We start from the raw sequence: 17,936 nt of genomic DNA, 5'->3' as shown, positions 1-17,936 counted from the left end.
GGTGCACCGGCTGCGGGCGCAAGCCGCTGACGCTGCGCGGTTGTTCGAGTGGGTGGAGGTGTCGGTGTGATCGGTGAGCGGATTGTCCAGAGGGTGTCGTCCACGCGCGGCTTCGCCAGGGTCGCGCCGCATGTGATTCCGGCCCTGGACCGGGCCGTGCACCGGCTCAGCCGGGGGAAAATCCTGCTCAGCGCCCAGATGCTGCCGGGGGTGATCCTCACCTCGACGGGGGCGAGGAGCGGGCTGCCCCGCCGCACCCCGCTGGCCTGCATGCCCGAGGACGCCGGCCGCACCTGGATCCTCATCGGCTCCAACTTCGGCCGCGACGGCCACCCCGCCTGGACCGCCAACCTCCTCGCCCATCCCGACGCCGAGGTCAGCTGGAAGGGTGCGGACATCCCGGTCACGGCGACCCTGCTGACGGGGGAGGAACGGACGGCCGTATGGAAGACCGCGCTCGCCTTCTGGCCGCCGTACGCCACGTATCAGGCACGGGTCGAACGGGAGATACGGCTGTTCAGGATCGTACGGAAGTGACCGCAGACGCACGACAGGCGGCCGTCCACCCGTGTGAACAGCCGCCTGTCTGACAGGACTTGGAACCCGAAAGCGAAGTCGGTCTACTTCGTCGGCTTCTTCCCGGTCACGCCCAGGTGCACCAACAGCGCCAGGTTCGGCTTCAGTTCAGCCTGCTTGACGCCCCACGTCTGGAAGCCCTTCTGGTGCGAGGCCACCGCCGCGAGCATCGCGACGAGTGAACCGGCGACCGCGGCCGGGTTGACGTCCTTGTCGACCTTGCCCTTGGCCTGGAGCTCGGTGACCGCGTCCGCGAGGGAGTTGTTCACCGAGTTGAGGATCTTCATACGGAGTTTGTAGAAGCGTTTGTCGCCCTCGGCGGCCCCGAGGTCGACCACGCGCAGGATGGCGTCGTTCCGGCGCCAGAACTCGAGGAAGCCGTCCACGAGTTCCTGCGCGGTCTGCCATCCGGCCTTGCCGACCCACGACCGGCCCTCCAGCAAAGCCGTCAACTGGCCGCCCTCGGTGGCCATTTGCTCGGCGATCTCCAGGACGGCGCCCTCGACGTCCGGGAAGTACTGGTAGAAGGTCGCGGGTGAAGTGCCCGCCTTCCGGGCGACATCGATGACTTTGACGTCCCGGTAAGGGGAAGAGCTGAGCATCTCGCTGAGGCAGTCGAGCAGCTTCTGCCGGGTCGCCTGCCCACGCCGACCGGCCACACGGCCGTCGACGGTACGCACTTGTCCTGTCATGCCGTCAGCTTACCGAGGGGTGATCGGAGCGCGATTCGGCCGACTGCAAATGGGGTGCACGGGGTCCGGGAGGCGGGTGTGCCTGGTCCTGCGGGGTGCGTGAGTCACCGTTACTTTGACGGTATGGCCGAAAACAGGGCATCCGCAGACGGAACGGGATACGGCGAGGGCGTCCCCTGCTGGGTGGACGCGCAGCTTCCCGACGTCGCCGCCGGGAAGCGGTTCTACGGGGAGCTCTTCGGGTGGACGTTCAAGGACGCCCACGGGGGCGCGGTATGGGCTCACCACAAGGGGCATCCCGTCGCCGCCCTCGCCCACAAGACGGACGGCCGCATGCCCACGGTGTGGACGGTCTACTTCGCCACCCCGGACATCGAGGGCCTCGCCGACCGGATCTGGGCGGCCGGCGGACAGGTCGTCACCGCGCCCATGCCGGTCGGCGATCTGGGCACGTCCGCGCTGGTCACCGACCCGGAGGGGGCCGTCTTCGCCCTCTGGGAGCCCGGCAGCCACCAGGGATTCGGCAGCCGGCACGAGCCCGGCACCTTCGCCTGGGCCGAGCTGTACGCCCGGGACACCGAGGCCGCCAACACCTTCTACGGCGGGCTCTTCCACGACGCCCTCTTCGGCTCCGGGGCCCACCCCGACTTCGGCCGCGCCCCGGTCTCCGACGTGTTCCCCGCCGAGATGCCGCCGCATTTCCTCGTCCACTTCGCCGTCGAGAACTGCGAGGCGGCGCTCGGGACGGTCAGTCGTCTCGGTGGGCGGGTCCAGGCGCCGCCATTCGAGACGTCGTACGGAAAAGTGGCCGTCGTCACCGACAATCAAGGGGCGTCGTTCGCCATCATGGAGCGGGCTGGTCGGTAGAAGGTACCGCTTTGATGTGAGACACCCCATTTGGACCCGGGTTCGCAACCAGGCCTCCGGCCAGGAAGAATCAGGGTTGCGTGCCGCCATGGCGGTGCGGTGGTGAGACGCTGCACGGGGTCGCGTACATATGTGGGTGGCGCGGCTTGTACGGGGAGGTGGCAGGCAGAGTGGTGGATCAGCTGACGCAGCACGATCCGCGCAGGATCGGGCCGTTCGAGGTGCTGGGACGGCTGGGTGCCGGCGGCATGGGGCTGGTCTATCTCGCGCGCTCGGCTTCGGGCCGGCGGGTGGCGATCAAGACGGTGCGTACGGAGCTCGCCGAGGACCAGCTCTTCCGCGTCCGCTTCACCCGTGAGGTGGAGGCGGCCCGGGCGGTCTCCGGCTTCTACACGGCGGCCGTGGTCGACGCCGACCCGCGCGCGGCCGTGCCGTGGCTGGCCACGGCGTACGTCCCCGCGCCCTCGCTCGAAGAGATAGTGAACGACTGCGGGCCGCTCCCGGCCCAGGCGGTGCGCTGGCTCGCGGCGGGCGTCGCGGAGGCCCTCCAGTCCATCCACGGCGCCGGACTGGTCCACCGCGACCTCAAGCCCTCCAACGTCCTCGTCGTGGAGGACGGCCCCCGGGTGATCGACTTCGGCATCGCGTCCGGCGTCTCGAACACCCGTTTGACGATGACGAACGTCGCCGTCGGCACCCCCGCCTACATGTCCCCCGAGCAGGCCAAGGACTCCCGCAGCGTCACCGGCGCCAGCGACGTCTTCTCGCTCGGCTCCATGCTGGTCTTCGCCGCCACCGGCCACCCGCCCTTCCACGGCGCCAACCCGGTCGAGACGGTCTTCATGCTGCTGCGCGAGGGCCCCGACCTCGAAGGCCTCCCGGTCGAACTGCGTCCGCTCATCGAGTCCTGTATGCAGATGGAGGCCACAGGGCGACCGAACCCGGCCGACCTCCAGGCCCAGCTGGCCCCCCACCTCTTCGGCTCCGGCTCCGACGACAGCGGTACGGCGTCGGCGTGGCTGCCCGAGAAGGCGGTGGCCATGATCGAGACGAGGCGTGGCGGCCGTACGGCGACCACGCAGGCAGCCGGTGCCGGTGCCGCTGCCGGGGTTGCCGGCGGCCGGGTGGGGGCCGCCGTGCCGCCCCCGCCTTCCTACGACCCGGCGCCGCCCGTGTCCGTTCCCGTCGGCGGTCCCGACACCGGCCCCGTCCGCCTCGCCGGCGCCCAGGTGCCCATCGGGCCCGGGCCGCGCGTCGCCGACGCCCGTGCCGCCGCCGTGAAGGCGCCGCCGCCGGAGGCCGGCCTGGTCGCCTCCTGGTCCCGGCCGCGCCCCGGCGTCAACGGCACCGGACCCGCCGTGGGCCCCGCGGTACCGTCACCGCCGACCGCGCCGCCGGAGACCGCGGCCGGCTGGCGACCGTGGCGTTTCCGCATGTCGAACGACCTGTGGGGCACCCCGTCCGTCGCCGGCGACCTCGTCTACGTCACCTCCTTCGAGGTGCACGCCCTCGACGTCGGCACCGGCCGCCGTCGCTTCAAGACGCGGGACGTGGCCTGGTCGATGGCGGTCGCGGACGGCCGTATCCACGCCTCCGACGGCCCCACCCTGTTCGCCCTCGACGCCCGCGAGGGCGCCGACCAGTGGCGGCTGAACACCGACGCCTGGGTGTACTCCCTCAAGGCCGAGCGGGGCACGGTCATCACCGGCACGCGCGGCGGTGGTGTCCAGGCGTGGGAGGCCTCCAACGGGCACAAGCTCTGGGAGCTCACCGGCTGCCAGACCGACTTCGAGTCCCCCGAGGCGGGCCCCGCCCTCCACGAGGGCACGGTCTACATCTGGCAGGAGGGCCGCCTGCGCGCCCTGGACGCCCGCACCGGCGAGGAGCGCTGGGCCTTCCCCATCGGCGACGTGGCCTCCTGCGGCGGGGTGCCGGTCCGGGTGGCCCAGGCCCACGACGGATACGTGTACATCTCGGCCGGGACACGCGTCATGGCCCTGGAGGTGGCCACCGGCCGGGTGCGCTGGCACTTCGAGGCCCCGGCGGTCTTCCTGTCCCCGCCGACCTTCGTACCGGGCGCCGCGGTCACCGGCGGCGGGGTGTACCTCGCCGACTACCTCGGCACGGTGTACGCCCTCGACGCGACCGACGGCCGCGACCGCTGGCGCATCGCCACCGAGGCCCGGGCCTCGGTGGAGCCGGTGCTCGTCGCCGGGGGACATGTGCATGTGGGCAGCGGCAAGGGGCTCTACACGCTGGACGCCGTCACCGGCACGCCCAAGTGGCGTTTCCAGGCGGGCGGCGACATCGTGGGGGCGCCCGCGGTGGCCGAGGGGCGGATTCACTTCGGGTCCACCGACCATCTGCTCTACACCCTGAAGGCCGACGACGGCCGCCTGCGCTGGAAGCTCGCGACCGGCGGGGAGATCACCGGGTCGCCGGTGGTGCGGGACGGGGTCGTGTACGCGTGCAGCAAGGACCGCTGCGTGTACGCGCTGGACGCGGAGAAGGGGACGGAGACGGCCAGGGCCACTTGAGCCGCTGTCAGTGGCGCCCGTTAGAGTGATCACATGCATTCACGGGGGCGTGTTCTCAGGCTTACGACGGTTGTGGCGGTGGTGCTGCTCGCGCTGACCGGGTTCTCCACCGGCCACAAGAGCAGCGGGCGGCACAAGAGCAGTCACAGCGACAGTGACAGCGGCGGGGGGTGCAGCAGCTCCCGCCAGAACCACGACAGCTACACGCCGCGCACCACCAGCACCCGCCACACCTCGACGCTCCAGGACGGCACGGCGACGGTGGTGAGCTGCGCGACGAAGGCGATCCCGTACACGACGGTCGAGGTCACCAACCCCAACAGCCGTCAGGCCACCTTCGAGGCCGAGCTCTCCTTCACCGACGCCTCCGGCCGGACGCTGGGCTCCGCGGAGCGGCAGATCACGGTGCCGGCCAGAGGCACGTCGAAGATCCAGGTGGAGGCGAGTCGGGCCGTGCTGGCGAAGCTCGACCACTGCTGGGTCGAGCCGGAAGCCGACCTGGTGAACTGACCGTCAGTCCCGCAGCGCTGTCAGGAAGTCCACCAGCGCCGCGTTCACCTCGTCCGGCCGTTCCTGCTGGGTCCAGTGGCCGCAGCCCGGGAGCACGATCGGGTCGCGGACCAGGTTCGGCATCAGCTCCGGGAGCTTCTCGATCAGTTCCGGGATGCCCGGGAACGCCGGGACCAAGTCGCGGTCGCCGTACATGTAGAGGGCCGGCGGGGTGACCCTCGCGCCGTGCCAAGGGGCCGTCAGTTCCCAGTTGCGGTCCAGGTTGCGGTACCAGTTGAGGGCGCCGGTGAAGCCCTGGGTGTAGCTCTGGGCGAGTTCGTCGAGGTCGGCCTCGGTGAGCCAGGCGGGGAGCGTGCCGGGGTCCGGCATCTCCGCGAGCCAGCCGCGGTCCAGGTCGGTGACCAGGGCCTGGTCGGGGCGGCCGGCGTCGGGGGCGTCGCCCGAGGCGCCGTACAGCATCCTGCGCAGGGCCGAACGGGGGTCCCTGCCGAACTCGGCGTCGGCCACTCCGGGCCGGTTGAACCAGTTCCAGTAGAAGTGTCCGTCGAACCGCTCCTGCATGGCCCGGAGCGGCGGTCGCTCGCCGCGGAACGGCGGCGGCACGCTCAGCCCCGCCACCCCGCGCACCACGTCCGGGCGGAACAGCGCGGTGTGCCACGCCACCGGTGCTCCCCAGTCGTGCCCGACGACGAACGCCGTCTCCTCGCCCAGCGCGTGGACCAGTCCGACCACGTCCCCGACCAGATGGAGGATGCTGTACGCCGACACGTCCTCGGGATGGTCGCTGGTGCCGTATCCGCGCTGGTCCGGTGCGACCACCCGGAAGCCGGCCGCGGCCAGCGGGGCGAACTGGTGGCGCCAGGAGTGCCAGGACTCCGGGAAGCCGTGCAGCAGTACGACGAGCGGTCCCTCGCCCGCCTCCGCGATGTGCAGCCGTATGCCGTTCACGTCGACCATGCGATGTTCAACCATGGGGTGAGCATACGCCTGTATGGGACACCGAAATTGCTAACGCAACCGGAACTCCGGCTGCCGCGAACGGAACAGTTCCGCCTGCCGGGCCGGCGGGAGATTCCCGAGCGAGACGAGGTGCGGCGCTTGGGCGAAGCCCTGCCTCACGGCGGCCTCCTTGGCCGCCCAGAGCGCGCGGACCGTGCCCTGCACCCCCTGTGTCGGATACCCGGCGATGACCGACGCGGCGGCGGTCGCTGCCGCCAACGACCCGCCGGGCTCGGTGAGTTCGGTGACCAGCCCGATGCCGTGGGCGCGCTGGGCAGAGAGCCGTTCCGCCGTCCCCATCAGCGCCAGCCGGGCCGCCTCCCCGTGCGGCATGACCTGCGCCATGAGCACCGACTCGTACGCGCTGACCATCCCGTAGGTGGTGTGCGGGTCGAAGAAGGTGGCGTTCGGGTCGGCGATCAGGAAGTCGCATTCGCCGAGGAGGTAGAAGGCCCCGCCGCAGGCCATTCCGTTCACGGCGGCGATGACCGGCTTCCAGAGGTCGTTGGACTTCGGGCCGAGGTGGAGCAGCGGATCGTCCGCCATGTAGGGGGAGTTCGGCTGCGGAACCTCGGCGTCCCGGTCGAGGCCGGTGCAGAACGCCCGCTCCCCGGCGCCGGTCAGGACGACCGCCCGTACGGAGTCGTCGAAGCGCAACTCCCGCCAGACGGCCACGAGTTCGTCCCGCATCTCCAGGTCGACGGCGTTGAGCCGGTGCGGCCGGTCCAGGGTGACGACCGCGACCCCGGTGTCCTTGTCGGTGGCGAGCCGCAGGCCGGTCACCACAGCACCCACTGCGGAAGCCCGTCCGAGAACACCACGCGTACCCGGGCGCCGATGCGGATCCGGCCCGGATCAAGGGAGTTGAGCGGCGCCCCGGCCGCGCTCACCAGGTTGCCGGCAAGACGGATCCGCGGGGCCCCCTCCAGTTCGACCACGATCACGTTGTACGGCGCCTGCGCCGCGTAGTCGGGCAGGAGGGGCGGATGCGGGACGACGTAGGACCAGATGCGGCCGCGCCCGGAGACGGGACGCCACTCGTCGGCGAACGACTGGCAGTGCGGGCAGCAGGGGCGGGGCGGGAAGCGGAGTTCGCCGCAGTCGGCGCAGGCCTGGACGCGGAGTTCGCCCTGGGCGGCGTACTGCCAGAAGGGGGCGCCCGTGGCGTCCTTCACCGGTTCGAGCATGTCAGCTCCTGTCGGTCCGGTTGGTCAGCAGCAGGGCGGAGGTGGGGACGCCCTCGCCGGCGGTGACGAGGCAGGTCGCGGCGTCCGGGACCTGGGCGGTGCTGGTCCCGCGCAGTTGCCGTACGCCCTCGTCGATGAGGTTGAAGCCGTGCACGTAGGCCTCGGACAGCCCGCCGCCCCCGGTGTTGATGGGCAGCCGCCCGCCGATCTCCAGGGCCCCGCCCTCGGTGAAGGCACCGCCCTCGCCGCGGCCGCAGAAGCCGTAACCCTCCAGGGAGAGCGGGACGAGGGAGGTGAACGCGTCGTAGATCTGGGCCACATCGACGTCCTGCGGGGTGAAGTCGGCGTGTTTCCACAGGTGTCGGGCGGCGGCCCAGGCGGGACCGGTGAGCGGGTCGTCGTTCCAGTAGTTGACCATGCCGTGGTGCTGGGCGGGCAGGCCCTGGGCGGCGGAGTGGACGTAGACGGGGGTGGTGGGACAGTCGCGGGCCCGCTCCCTGCTGACGACCACGCAGGCCAACGCGCCGTCCGTCTCCAGGCAGTTGTCGAAGAGGCACAGGGGCTCGCTGATCCAGCGGGAGGTCATGTACATCTCGCGGGTCAGGGGGCGGTCGTACATGATCGCGGCGGGGTTCTGGTTGGCGCGGTTGCGGCAGGCGAGGGCGACGTTGAAGAGGTGGTCGCGGGTCGCGCCGTACTCGTGCATGTAGCGGCGGGTGAGCATGGCGATCTCGTCGGCGGGCCGGAGCAGGCCGAAGGGTCTCGTCCACTGGGCCGGGGTGGGGAGTTGGACGGTGGTGTTGGTCCAGGGGCGGGGGCCGGACCCGCGCTTGCGTGATCGCCAGGCGACCCCGACCGTCGCCTGCCCGCTCACTATCGCCGCCGCGAGGTGGGCGACCGTGGCGCACGAACCGCCGCCGCCGTAGCCGACCTTGCTGAAGAAGGTGAGGTCGCCGAAGCCGACCGACTTCGCGAGTTCGACCTCGTCCGTCTCCTCCATGGTGTACGAGGCCAGGGCGTCGACCTCGCCGGGGGCGATCCCGGCGTCGTCGAGGGCGGCGAGCACGGCCCGGCAGGCCAGGGTTCTCTCGTCCTCGGCGAGGTTCCTGGAGAACGGGGTCCGTCCGATACCCACGATCGCCGTGGCGTCCTTGAGGGTCACGCTGCACGCACCTCCGCACACTGTGAGGCCTGCTGACAGGCCGTCAGGCTACAGCTAATCTGACGGGTAGTCAGCTAACGTCCGCTTTCGGGGAGGCCGATGTGGAGTGGCGGAGCATCCCGGAGCTGGTCCGGTGGGCGGCGGAGCGGTACGGCGCCGCGGAGGCGGTCGTGGAGGGCCGTCAGCGGGTCACGTACGGCGAGTTGGGCGCCCGCGTGGAGCGCGCGGCGGCCGCTTGCATCGCGAACGACGTGCGTCCGGGCGACCGGGTGGCCGTCTGGGCGCCCAACTCCCTGGACTGGATGGTCTCGGCGCTGGGCGCGGTGTCGGCGGGCGCGGTCCTGGTGCCCCTCAACACCCGGTTCAAGGGCACCGAGGCGGCGGACGTGCTGCGCCGGAGCGGGGCACGGCTGCTGTTCATCACGGGCACCTTCCTGGGCACCTCGTATGTGGCGTCCCTGCGAAGGGCGGTCGCGGAGGGCCCGGGGCTCCCGGACCTGGAGCAGGTGGTGGTGCTGTCGGACGACGCCCCCGCGGACTACCGCACCTGGAAAAACTTCCTGGCGAGCGGGGACGGGGTGGGGGAGGCGGAGGTGCGGGCGCGGGCTTCGGCCGTGGCCCCGGACTGGCCCTCGGACATCGTCTTCACCTCGGGGACCACCGGACGTCCCAAGGGCGCGGTGATCACCCACGAGCAGACGCTGCGGGCGTACGAAGTCTGGTGCGAGCTGGCCGGGTTGCGGCACGGCGACCGGTACCTCATCGTCAACCCCTTCTTCCACACCTTCGGTTACAAGGCCGGAGTGATCGCCTGTCTGATGCGGGGCGCGACGATGATCCCGCAGCCGGTGTTCAACGTGGACACCGTGCTGGCGAACATCGCGGCGGAGCGCGTCTCGGTGCTGCCGGGCCCGCCCACCCTCCACCAGTCGCTCCTCGATCACCCGGCCCGGTCCGCCCACGACCTGTCCGCCCTGCGCCTGGTGGTCACCGGAGCCGCGGTCGTCCCGCTCCGGCTGGTCGAGCAACTGCACGGCGAGCTGGGCGTGGAGACCGTCCTGACCGCGTACGGCCTCTCGGAGGCGAGCGGCATCGTGACGATGTGCCGGCGCGGCGACCCGCTGCCGGTGATCGCGTCGACGTCGGGCCGGGCCATCCCCGGCACCGAGGTGCGGGTGGAGGCCGCGCCCGGGGAACCCGGTGAGGTCCTGGTCCGAGGCTTCAACGTGATGCGCGGCTACTACGAGGACGAGGCGGCCACCGCGGAGGCGGTGACGGAGGACGGCTGGCTGCGCACGGGGGACGTGGGCGTCCTGGACGCCTCCGGGAACCTCCGCATCACCGACCGGCTGAAGGACATGTTCATCGTCGGCGGCTTCAACGCGTACCCGGCGGAGATAGAGCAACTCCTCGGCCTGCACCCGGCGGTGGCCGACGTGGCGGTGATCGGCGTTCCGGACGCACGCCTCGGCGAGGTCGGCAAGGCGTACGTGGTCCGCCGCCCGGACTCCGTCCTGACCGCCGACGACCTGATCGCCTGGTCCCGCCGGGAGATGGCGAACTACAAGGTCCCGAGGGCGGTGGAGTTCGTCGCGGGGCTGCCTCGGAACGCGAGCGGAAAGGTGGTGAAGGGGGAGCTGAGGCGGCTCTGAGGCGACGGCGTCCACCACGCCCTGTCGGAGGCTCAACTGGTCGTCTCAGTTCGGTGACCCGTGTCACACCCGGCTCCTGTCAGCAATCGGGGCGCCATCTCGTTCAAGGGGCACGCGAACGAGACAGGAGCATCGCCATGAAGCACCGCATCGTCGTACTCGGCGCCGGATACGCGGGGGCCTTCGCCGCCGGAAACCTGGCCCGCCGGCTCTCCCCCTCGGATATCGAGATCACCGTCGTCAACGCCGTGCCCGACTTCGTCGAGCGGATGCGGCTCCACCAGCTCGCGATCGGCCAGGACCTCGCGTTCCGCAAGCTCGACGACGTATTCGAGGACACCGGGGTGCGGCTGCGCCTGGCACGCGTCACCGGCGTCGACCCCGGGAGCAGGACCGTCGCCGTGAGCGGCGAGGACGGCGCCGGCGAGCTCGCGTACGACACGCTTCTCTACACGCTCGGCAGCTCCATGGCTCACCATGGCGTCCCCGGCGTGGCCGAGTACGCCTTCGATGTGACCGGCCGGTCCTCGGCGCTGCGTCTGCGCGAGCGCCTGGCCGGCCTGGCCGAGGGCGGCACCGTGCTGGTCGTCGGTGAGGGTTTGACCGGCATCGAGACCGCCACCGAGTTCGCCGAGTCCCGGCCCGACCTCTCGGTCGCGCTCGCCGCCCGCGGAGAGCTGGGCGCCTGGCTCTCCCCGAAGGCCCGCCGTCATCTGCGCCATGCCTTCGACCGGCTCGGCATCACCGTCCACGAGCACACCGGCATCGAAGCCGTCGAGCCGACACGGGCGATCGCCGCCGACGGTACGTCCATTCCTGCCGACGTGACCGTGTGGTCGGCCGGGTTCGCCGTGCACCCCATCGCGGCCGCCAGCGGCCTGGAGGTCGCCGGGACGGGTCAGATCGTCGTCGACCGCACCATGCGCTCGGTCTCCCACCCGGACGTTTACGCCGCCGGTGACTGCGCCTACGCGATCGGCGACAACGGCCGGCCGCTGCCGATGTCCTGCGCCTCGGCCGGCTTCACCAACATGCAGGCAACTGCCGCGATCATCGGGCGCCTGACGGGCAGCGAGGTCCCGTTCACCGGGCTGAAGTACCACGGCAACCACATCAGCCTCGGGCGGCGGGACGCGATCTTCCAGATGGTGGACAGGGACGGCCGGTCGAAGTCCTGGTACCTGGGCGGCCGGACCGCCGCGCGGCTGAAGGCGGGCGTGCTCAATGGGGCAGGGTGGGGCATCGCCCACCCGACCTTCGGCATGCCGAAGCGCAAGCGCCGCCTGGCCACCACTCCTGACCGGGCCGGTGTAAGGGCCGCTGCATAGGCTGTTCAGCATGGACAGCGCAGCCATCGATCGGTTCGAGGCCAGCCGGGGCCGGCTGGCCTCCCTCGCGTACCGTCTGCTCGGCTCGGCCGTCGACGCCGAGGACGCCGTGCAGGACACCTTCCTGCGCTGGCAGGCCGCAGACCGCGAACGGGTTGAGGTGCCGGAAGCGTGGCTGACCAAGGTCGTCACCAATCTCTGCCTCGACCGGCTCCGCTCGGCGCAGGCGCGCCACGAGCGAGCGGCCGGTGCCTGGTTGCCCGAGCCGCTCCTTGAGGGCGACCCCATGCTCGGCCCGGCCGATACCTTCGAGCAGCGCGAATCGGTGTCCCTCGCCGTCCTGACCCTGATGGAGCGGCTCTCGCCGGTTGAACGGGCCGTCTACGTCCTGCGTGAGGCTTTCTTGTACAGCCACGCCGAGATCGCCGGGATCCTCGACATCACCGAGTCCGCGAGCCAGCAGCATGTCCACCGGGCCCGGATCCGGGTCACCGCCGAACCCCGCCGCGACGGCGAGGCCGACCCCGCGTCCGCGCGCCGGGTCGTCGAGGAATTCCTCGCCGCTGCCACGTCGGGGCGCACCGAACGGCTGGTGGCGCTGCTCACCGACGACGTGACGGCGGTCTCGGACGGCGCCGGACTGGCCAGGCGGCTGTTGCGGTACAAGACGCGCGAGCGGGTCGCCTCCTACGTGCGGGCAGGCTTCAAGCCCACGGCGGCGAAGCGGCGGATGGCCGGCGGCTCGCCCGCGATGCATATCGCCCTGGTCAACGGCTCCCCGGCCGTCCTCGCCGTGGTCGACGACCGGGTCGTGGGCGTTGTGGCGTTCGAAGTCAGCGACGGCAAGGTCGCGTCCCTGCGCGGCATCGCCGCCGCAGACCGGCTCGCGCGGCTCAACGAGGCCTGGCGGCAGCACGAACCCGACGCGCCGGTCATCACCGCATGGTGACCGGTGCCACCGGAGCAGCCGACTGCGAATGGTCGCGGAGAGCTGACCAGAGCGGATCACAGCGCCTCCGGTCACCCCTTGCGCTGCCGCTCCGTTTCAGCGAGCCGATGCCGGAGCGACCTGGGCCAGGCAGGGGATTGAGCCGACCTTCAGACCTTCACGGAAGCGAGGAAGGCCGTCCATGATGCTGTCGGGAAGAGCAGTACGGGACCGTCCTGGCCCTTCTTCGAGTCCCGGACGGGGGTGACTCCGGGGACTCCGCGGGCCACCTCGACGCAATCACCCCCGGTGCCGTTGCTGTAGCTGCTCTTACGCCAGTGGGCGGCGCTCAAGTCGATCTCGGTGTTCGCCATTTCGGTAGTCCTCCGCCGCTGCCTGGATCATTGCCAGGGACGCCTCGGTCGAGAGTGCGGCGGCCCTGAGCAGATCGTACGACTCGCGATACTGCTTCACGAGCGCCGGATAGTCGATGAGTTGGCCGCTGTGCAGGCTTTCCACGTAGACCACTGGTGGGGCGTCCGGGAAGGTCATGACCTTGGTCATGCCCATCATGAACGCATGAGCGGCGGACGTTTGCGGCACGATCTGCAAAATGGAGCGGGTGGCGTGGACTACGCCCAGGATGTGCTCCAGCAGTTCGGCCATGCCCTCGTCCGGCAGGGCTCCGCGGCGGATCAGCGACTCGTCGAGGATCGCCCAGAACGCGGGGGGCCGCTCGGCGTCGAAGAGTTCGGCCCGCCGCATCCGGGCGGAGACTTTCTCTTCGACCTCTCGATCTGTGGCCCGGGGCATCGCTGCTCGTACGATCGCCCGCGCGTACGGAGCCGTCTGCAACAGGCCGGGCACCAGCATCGGTGCCCACTCCTCGATCGTCTCCGCGTGCTGTTCCATCTCCGCCACGTCCGCGAAGTACTCCGCATGCCCGGATTGCTTCGCCCGCCGCGCGTCTTCACAGCGCCGCTCGAAAAAGCCGTCCGTGCCCAGCTTCTGGTCCACGTGCCGGGACAGATCGAGCGGCATCCGCCGTTCGCCCCGCTCGATCTGGCTCAGGAACGGGACACCCCGGAAGCTCCCCTCGGCCAACTGCTCCAATGTCAGCCCCGCCAGCTCCCGCCGATAGCGCAACTCGGCGCCGTAGAAGGAGGGGACGTTCGCCGACGCATCGGGGTCCTTGCGTGAGGGCACAGCTCATCACCGCCGTTTGCCAGTTGTGCTTGCGCAGTCGAAAGCCCTTTGACGGTACGGGACTTCCCGTCACTGTGTGACTGATCCATCACAGAGCGCACTGGAAGGTGTGAACGACCGTGCCCCCACAACGGCCTCACGGCATCTACGACACGACTCTCTGCGTGGAGGAACTGCGGGACGCCCTCGCCGCCCACGGCATCACGCTGCCCGCTCTCCGCCCGACCGGGCTGGTGATCCTCGGCAGCTGTAGCACCGCGACGGCGCGCATGCTGGCGGCGGCGCTTCGGGGAGACGGCCGGGCGGCGCCCCCGGCCGCTTTCGACATCCGTATGCTCGCCGTACCCGAGATCGTTCCGGATCTGCGTCGCTCCGTGCGGCGGTACCTGGGAACCCCATGCTCCGATGTGCAGCTCTGCATCACGGAGTTGGTCGTCAACGTCATCCGGCACGTGGGGGAGGGGACCCCGGTCCAGGTGCGGGTGGCCCGGCCGGCCCCCGGTCGCCCTGTCCGCGTCGAGGTCACCGATCCTGATTCGCGGGCGCTTCCCGTGCTGGTGCGCGCGGCGGGTGAGGACGAGACCGGTCGCGGGCTCGCCCTCTTGGACGCGGTGGCGCTGCGGTGGGGTGTCGAGCAGAGGGCGGAGACCAAGACGGTCTGGTGTGAGGTGCGCTGATCGAGGCACGCGGCCTCGGACGCACCTCGGCCGCGACGGCTTCCCCTCCGCGCCGTCGCGGCCGATCCCCGTGCGGGAAAAGGACTGATCAGACAGGCTCGTCCGTGGCGTGCAGGTTGTCCGTGCCGGCCTCGGCCGTCCCGTCGTCCGCCTTGAGCGTGGTGGGCTTGACCGGCTCGCTCGTCGCGTGAAGGTTGTCCGTGGTCACCGGCGTCTCGTCCTCGACGTCCGTGGCGTGGAGGTTGTCCGTGGTGTTCTGGTCGCTCATGACGACTGCCCCCTGACAGTTCGGGTGTCTTGCTGTGGCGGCCGGCCCGGCGGCTCCCCCGAGGGCCGCCGGGCCGGCTTCGTGACCGCTCACCGTAGTGCAGCGGCCGAGGTCGCCCCGTCTGCCCCCCGACGCGACGGATCGACAGGACGAGCATGCCGGGCGGCGATAAACGAACGATGAACGTCCGCTCCCGGCCCTCCCGCGAACGCTTCTAGGCGAGTGCCAGCGGGGTGAGCAGGGGCCGTACCGACTCGGCCTCCGGGGCGTTCAGGGCCTCGAACAGCTCCAGGGCCTCGCGCCAGCAGACCTGCGCGCGCCCTGGCTGTCCGATGCCGCTGAGCCCGTGGCCGAGCACCACGAGGACACCTGCCCGGCGCCAGTCGCCGCCGATGCCGCGCAACACGGTCAGCGCGCTCTCGGCGTTGGCCGCGGCCTGCGCCGGGCGCCCGGCAGCGAGGTCGACCTCGGCAAGCCGGAAGAGGGACATGCCCTCCCACAGCCGCTGCCGGCTGTCCTGGAACACGGTCAGGGCCTCCTGGAGGCGGGCCGCCGCCTCGGGCAGCCTGCCGTGCTCCGTGAGCGCGAGACCCAGCGCGTAACGACCGTTCGCACCCTTCAACGCGTGCCCCATGGCGTCGTACATTTCCACGCCCTGCCGGGCCAGGGACACCGCGCTGTCGGTGCGTCCGGTGGCCAGGTGGATACGCGAGAGGTTGCACAGCACGGCCGCCTCACCGGCCCGGTCGTCGCAGGCACGGAAGCCCTCGATGGCCCGGGTGATGTGGGTCTCGCCGTCGTCGTTGCGGCTCTGGTAGAGCGCGATCACACCGAGGATGTTGGACGCCCAGCAGCCGGCCAGCGGATCGGGCGCGGCGCTGATCAGCTCATGGGACCGGGCGGCCTCCTCGTCCGCCAGGTCGAAACGCCCGGTCACGCTGTGGGCGTACCCCAGCGTGATCAGCGCCCGCGCCTCCGCCCTCGTGTCTCCCGCCTCGCGCGCGGCCTCGCGCAGCGCCGAGGCGACCCCTTCGTACGTCTTGGAGTTGGTGCCGGACTCCGCGAGGTCGACGGCGGCCCACAGCAGGTCGACCGCCCGCCGCAGGAACCCGGAGCCCGCGGACTGCCGTACGCATGCCAGCAGCGACACGGCTTCCGCGTACAGCCAGTCCTGCGCCGCGTGCCGGTCGGCGAACGTCAGCCCCGGGTACTCCGGGGTGGCGAGGTGGTCGACCAGCCGGTCCCCGGGCCGTTCGATGAGGTACACGCCCGCCACGGTCGCCAGGTAGAAGTCCAGCAGCCTGGACATCGCCGCGTCCCGCTCGCTGGGCGGCCATTCGTCGCGTTCGGCGCACGCGCGCGCGTAGAGGCGTACGAGGTCGTGGAACCGGTAGCGGCCCGGCGCCGCCGACTCCAGCAGCGAGGTGTCGACCAGGGCCTCCAGGAGGTCCTCGGTGTCCTCCGTGGGGAGATCGAGTACGGCAGCGGCGGCGGCCAGCGAGATGTCGGGGCCGTCGGCGAGGCCGAGGAGGCGGAAGGCGCGGGCCTGGGCGGGCTCCAGCTGGCCGTAGCCGAGCTCGAAGGTGGCCTTCACGGCGAGGTCGCCGGCCTGGAGTTCGTCGAGGCGGCGGCGTTCGTCGGCGAGTTTGGCGGCGAGGACGGAGACCGTCCAGGTGCGGCGGGAGGCGAGGCGCGAGGCGGCGATGCGGATGGCGAGCGGGAGGAACCCGCAGGCGGCGACCACGTCGAGGGCGGCCTTGCGCTCGGAGGCGACCCGCTCCTCGCCGACGATCTTCGTGAACAGCTGGAGTGCCTCCTCGGGGGACATGACGTCCAGGTCCACGAGGTGCGCGCCGGCGAGGTCGACCATACGGACCCGGGAGGTGACCAGGGCCGCGCAGCCCTCCGTACCGGGCAGCAGGGGCCGTACCTGGGCGGCGTCGCGCGCGTTGTCGAGGAGCACGAGGACGCGGCGGCCGTCCAGGACCGAGCGGTACAGGGCGGCCCGTTCCTCCAGGGAGTCGGGGATCGCGGAGTCGGCGGTGCCGAGGGCTCTGAGGAAGGCGCCGAGGACGGTCTCCGGTTCGGCGGCCCGGGCGCCGGCGCCCTGGAGGTCGACGTAGAGCTGCCCGTCGGGGAAGGCCGAACGGGACTGGTGGGCCACGTGCACGGCGAGGGTGGTCTTGCCGACGCCGCCGATGCCGGCCAGCGCGGAGACCGCCATCACCCGGCCCTCGGAGCCGGAGGCGAGCACGTCGCTGAGTTCGGTGACGAAGGCGGCGCGTCCGGTGAAGTCGGGGACGGTGGCCGGGAGTTGGGCGGGGCGGACGGGGGTGGCGACCGGTTCGGGCTGCGGGGAGGAGGGTTCCGCGAGGCCGGGGTCGGCCTGGAGGATGCGCTGTTGGAGCTCGCGCAGGCCGGGGCGGGGGTCGACGCCGAGTTCGTCGGCGAGCAGGCGGCGGGTGTCGGCGTAGACCGCGAGGGCCTCCGCCTGCCGGCCGCTGCGGTACAGGGCGAGCATGAGGAGTTCCCTGAGCCGCTCGCGCAGGGGGTGCTCGGCGGTGAGGGCGGTGAGCTCGGAGACGGCCTCCGCGTGGCAGCCCTGCTCCAGGTCCATGTCGAGGCGGGATTCCAGGAGTTGCAGCCGCCACTCCTCCAGGCGTACGCGCTGTGCCTCGGCGTACGGCCCCGGTACGCCCGCGAGTACCTCGCCGTCCCACAGGTTCAGGGCCCGGGTCAGGACGTCACGCGCGTGGCACAGGTCCCCGGCGCTGCGGGCCTTCTCCGCCTCGGTGGCGAGTTCCTGGGCGGCGGCCAGGTCGAGCGCGCCCTCGCCGAGCCCACGGATCGCGTAACCGCCGGACTCACTGACCAGGATGCCGGGGTCGAGGATCTTGCGGAGCCGGGAGGCGTAGGTGCGCACGGCCGCCAGGGCCTGGTCCGGCGGCTCCTCGCCCCACAGGGCGGAGATCAACTCGGCGGCGGTCGCGGTACGTCCCTCACGCAGCAGCAGGGCGGCGAGCAGGGCACGTTGCTGGGGCGAGCCGGTGTTCAGCAACTCGTCCCCACGCCGAGCCCGCACGGGACCCAGCACGCCGAAGCGCAGCGGGACGGGGTGGGCGGCGGGGGGCGTGTTCCCGGTCCCTGCGGTCGCGGGGCGTGTGTCGATCCCGGCACTTGCGGCGCCGAGCGGTTCCGTCCCGGCGCCCGCCACTCCCGCCGCGGGGCGCGTCTCGATTCCGGCCCCCGCCGTGGAGTCGGTGTCCGTCCCGGTGCCTGCCGCTGAGTCCGCGTCCGCAGCGGTCCTCGTTGCGGGGTGTGTGTCGATTCCGGCTCCCGCCGTGGGG

General features: G+C 71.5%; 17 protein-coding genes. 8 read left to right on the top strand and 9 right to left on the bottom strand.

Annotation, left to right across the window (positions count from 1 at the left end):
- The first annotated feature begins 66 nt into the window (after positions 1–66).
- Positions 67–537, top strand: a complete 471-nt coding sequence (locus AB0D34_RS23150; protein ID WP_362664256.1) for a nitroreductase family deazaflavin-dependent oxidoreductase — start codon at positions 67–69, stop codon at positions 535–537.
- An 83-nt stretch (positions 538–620) separates the two neighbouring features.
- Here the strand turns inward: AB0D34_RS23150 and AB0D34_RS23145 are convergent, their stop codons facing one another.
- On the bottom strand, positions 621–1,256 hold the full coding sequence (locus AB0D34_RS23145) for a TetR family transcriptional regulator (protein WP_362664817.1): 636 nt from the start codon (positions 1,254–1,256) through the stop codon (positions 621–623).
- 135 nt (positions 1,257–1,391) lie between these two features.
- Between AB0D34_RS23145 and AB0D34_RS23140 the strand changes: the two genes are divergently transcribed.
- The 3 genes from AB0D34_RS23140 to AB0D34_RS23130 all read left to right on the top strand — a co-directional run bounded on the left by AB0D34_RS23140 (position 1,392) and on the right by AB0D34_RS23130 (position 5,182).
- On the top strand, positions 1,392–2,135 hold the full coding sequence (locus tag AB0D34_RS23140; RefSeq protein ID WP_362664254.1) for a VOC family protein: 744 nt from the start codon (positions 1,392–1,394) through the stop codon (positions 2,133–2,135).
- Positions 2,136–2,305: 170 nt separating this feature from the next.
- Complete coding sequence (locus AB0D34_RS23135) at positions 2,306–4,672, top strand: serine/threonine-protein kinase (protein WP_362664252.1); 2,367 nt, start codon at positions 2,306–2,308, stop codon at positions 4,670–4,672.
- A gap of 33 nt (positions 4,673–4,705) precedes the next feature.
- Complete coding sequence (locus AB0D34_RS23130; protein ID WP_362664250.1) at positions 4,706–5,182, top strand: hypothetical protein; 477 nt, start codon at positions 4,706–4,708, stop codon at positions 5,180–5,182.
- Between the two features lie 3 nt (positions 5,183–5,185).
- On the opposite strand, the gene AB0D34_RS23125 is transcribed toward AB0D34_RS23130, so the two are convergent.
- Genes AB0D34_RS23125 through AB0D34_RS23110 form a run of 4 tightly spaced genes read right to left on the bottom strand, consistent with a single transcriptional unit; the run spans position 5,186 to position 8,530 of the window.
- On the bottom strand, positions 5,186–6,154 hold the full coding sequence (locus AB0D34_RS23125) for an alpha/beta hydrolase (protein ID WP_362664248.1): 969 nt from the start codon (positions 6,152–6,154) through the stop codon (positions 5,186–5,188).
- A gap of 36 nt (positions 6,155–6,190) precedes the next feature.
- Positions 6,191–6,976 carry an enoyl-CoA hydratase/isomerase family protein gene (locus AB0D34_RS23120; RefSeq protein ID WP_362664246.1) on the bottom strand — a complete coding sequence of 262 codons (786 nt, stop codon included), beginning with the start codon at positions 6,974–6,976 and terminating at the stop codon, positions 6,191–6,193.
- Positions 6,961–7,368, bottom strand: coding sequence for a Zn-ribbon domain-containing OB-fold protein (locus tag AB0D34_RS23115; RefSeq protein WP_362664244.1), 408 nt, complete (start codon positions 7,366–7,368; stop codon positions 6,961–6,963). Before AB0D34_RS23115 ends, AB0D34_RS23120 begins: the two co-directional genes overlap by 16 nt.
- A 1-nt stretch (position 7,369) precedes the next feature.
- Positions 7,370–8,530 (bottom strand): lipid-transfer protein, encoded by a 1,161-nt coding sequence (locus AB0D34_RS23110; RefSeq protein ID WP_362664243.1) that lies wholly within the window; start codon positions 8,528–8,530, stop codon positions 7,370–7,372.
- Between the two features lie 101 nt (positions 8,531–8,631).
- Between AB0D34_RS23110 and AB0D34_RS23105 the strand changes: the two genes are divergently transcribed.
- The 3 genes from AB0D34_RS23105 to AB0D34_RS23095 all read left to right on the top strand — a co-directional run bounded on the left by AB0D34_RS23105 (position 8,632) and on the right by AB0D34_RS23095 (position 12,459).
- Entirely contained in the window at positions 8,632–10,182 is a 1,551-nt protein-coding gene (locus tag AB0D34_RS23105; RefSeq protein ID WP_362664242.1) for a FadD3 family acyl-CoA ligase, read from the top strand.
- 137 nt (positions 10,183–10,319) lie between these two features.
- On the top strand, positions 10,320–11,510 hold the full coding sequence (locus AB0D34_RS23100) for an FAD-dependent oxidoreductase (RefSeq protein WP_362664240.1): 1,191 nt from the start codon (positions 10,320–10,322) through the stop codon (positions 11,508–11,510).
- A 10-nt stretch (positions 11,511–11,520) separates the two neighbouring features.
- Positions 11,521–12,459 carry a sigma-70 family RNA polymerase sigma factor gene (locus AB0D34_RS23095; RefSeq protein WP_362664238.1) on the top strand — a complete coding sequence of 313 codons (939 nt, stop codon included), beginning with the start codon at positions 11,521–11,523 and terminating at the stop codon, positions 12,457–12,459.
- A gap of 149 nt (positions 12,460–12,608) precedes the next feature.
- Here the strand turns inward: AB0D34_RS23095 and AB0D34_RS23090 are convergent, their stop codons facing one another.
- Both AB0D34_RS23090 and AB0D34_RS23085 read right to left on the bottom strand, forming a co-directional pair.
- Positions 12,609–12,812, bottom strand: coding sequence for a DUF397 domain-containing protein (locus tag AB0D34_RS23090; protein ID WP_362664236.1), 204 nt, complete (start codon positions 12,810–12,812; stop codon positions 12,609–12,611).
- Complete coding sequence (locus tag AB0D34_RS23085) at positions 12,769–13,644, bottom strand: helix-turn-helix transcriptional regulator (RefSeq protein WP_362664234.1); 876 nt, start codon at positions 13,642–13,644, stop codon at positions 12,769–12,771. Before AB0D34_RS23085 ends, AB0D34_RS23090 begins: the two co-directional genes overlap by 44 nt.
- A gap of 119 nt (positions 13,645–13,763) precedes the next feature.
- On the opposite strand from AB0D34_RS23085, the gene AB0D34_RS23080 reads away from it, so the two are divergent.
- Complete coding sequence (locus AB0D34_RS23080) at positions 13,764–14,321, top strand: ATP-binding protein (RefSeq protein WP_362664232.1); 558 nt, start codon at positions 13,764–13,766, stop codon at positions 14,319–14,321.
- A gap of 88 nt (positions 14,322–14,409) precedes the next feature.
- Here AB0D34_RS23080 and AB0D34_RS23075 read toward each other — a convergent pair whose 3' ends face one another.
- Entirely contained in the window at positions 14,410–14,589 is a 180-nt protein-coding gene (locus AB0D34_RS23075) for a hypothetical protein (RefSeq protein WP_362664230.1), read from the bottom strand.
- Between the two features lie 214 nt (positions 14,590–14,803).
- Entirely contained in the window at positions 14,804–17,695 is a 2,892-nt protein-coding gene (locus AB0D34_RS23070; RefSeq protein WP_362664815.1) for a BTAD domain-containing putative transcriptional regulator, read from the bottom strand.
- Between the last annotated feature and the right edge of the window lie 241 nt (positions 17,696–17,936).

The sequence above is a fragment of the Streptomyces sp. NPDC048420 genome (assembly GCF_040651535.1).
Taxonomy (GTDB): Bacteria; Actinomycetota; Actinomycetes; order Streptomycetales; family Streptomycetaceae; genus Streptomyces.
The sequence above is the reverse complement of the archived record's forward strand: the minus strand, read 5'-3'. Positions and strand labels throughout refer to the sequence as shown.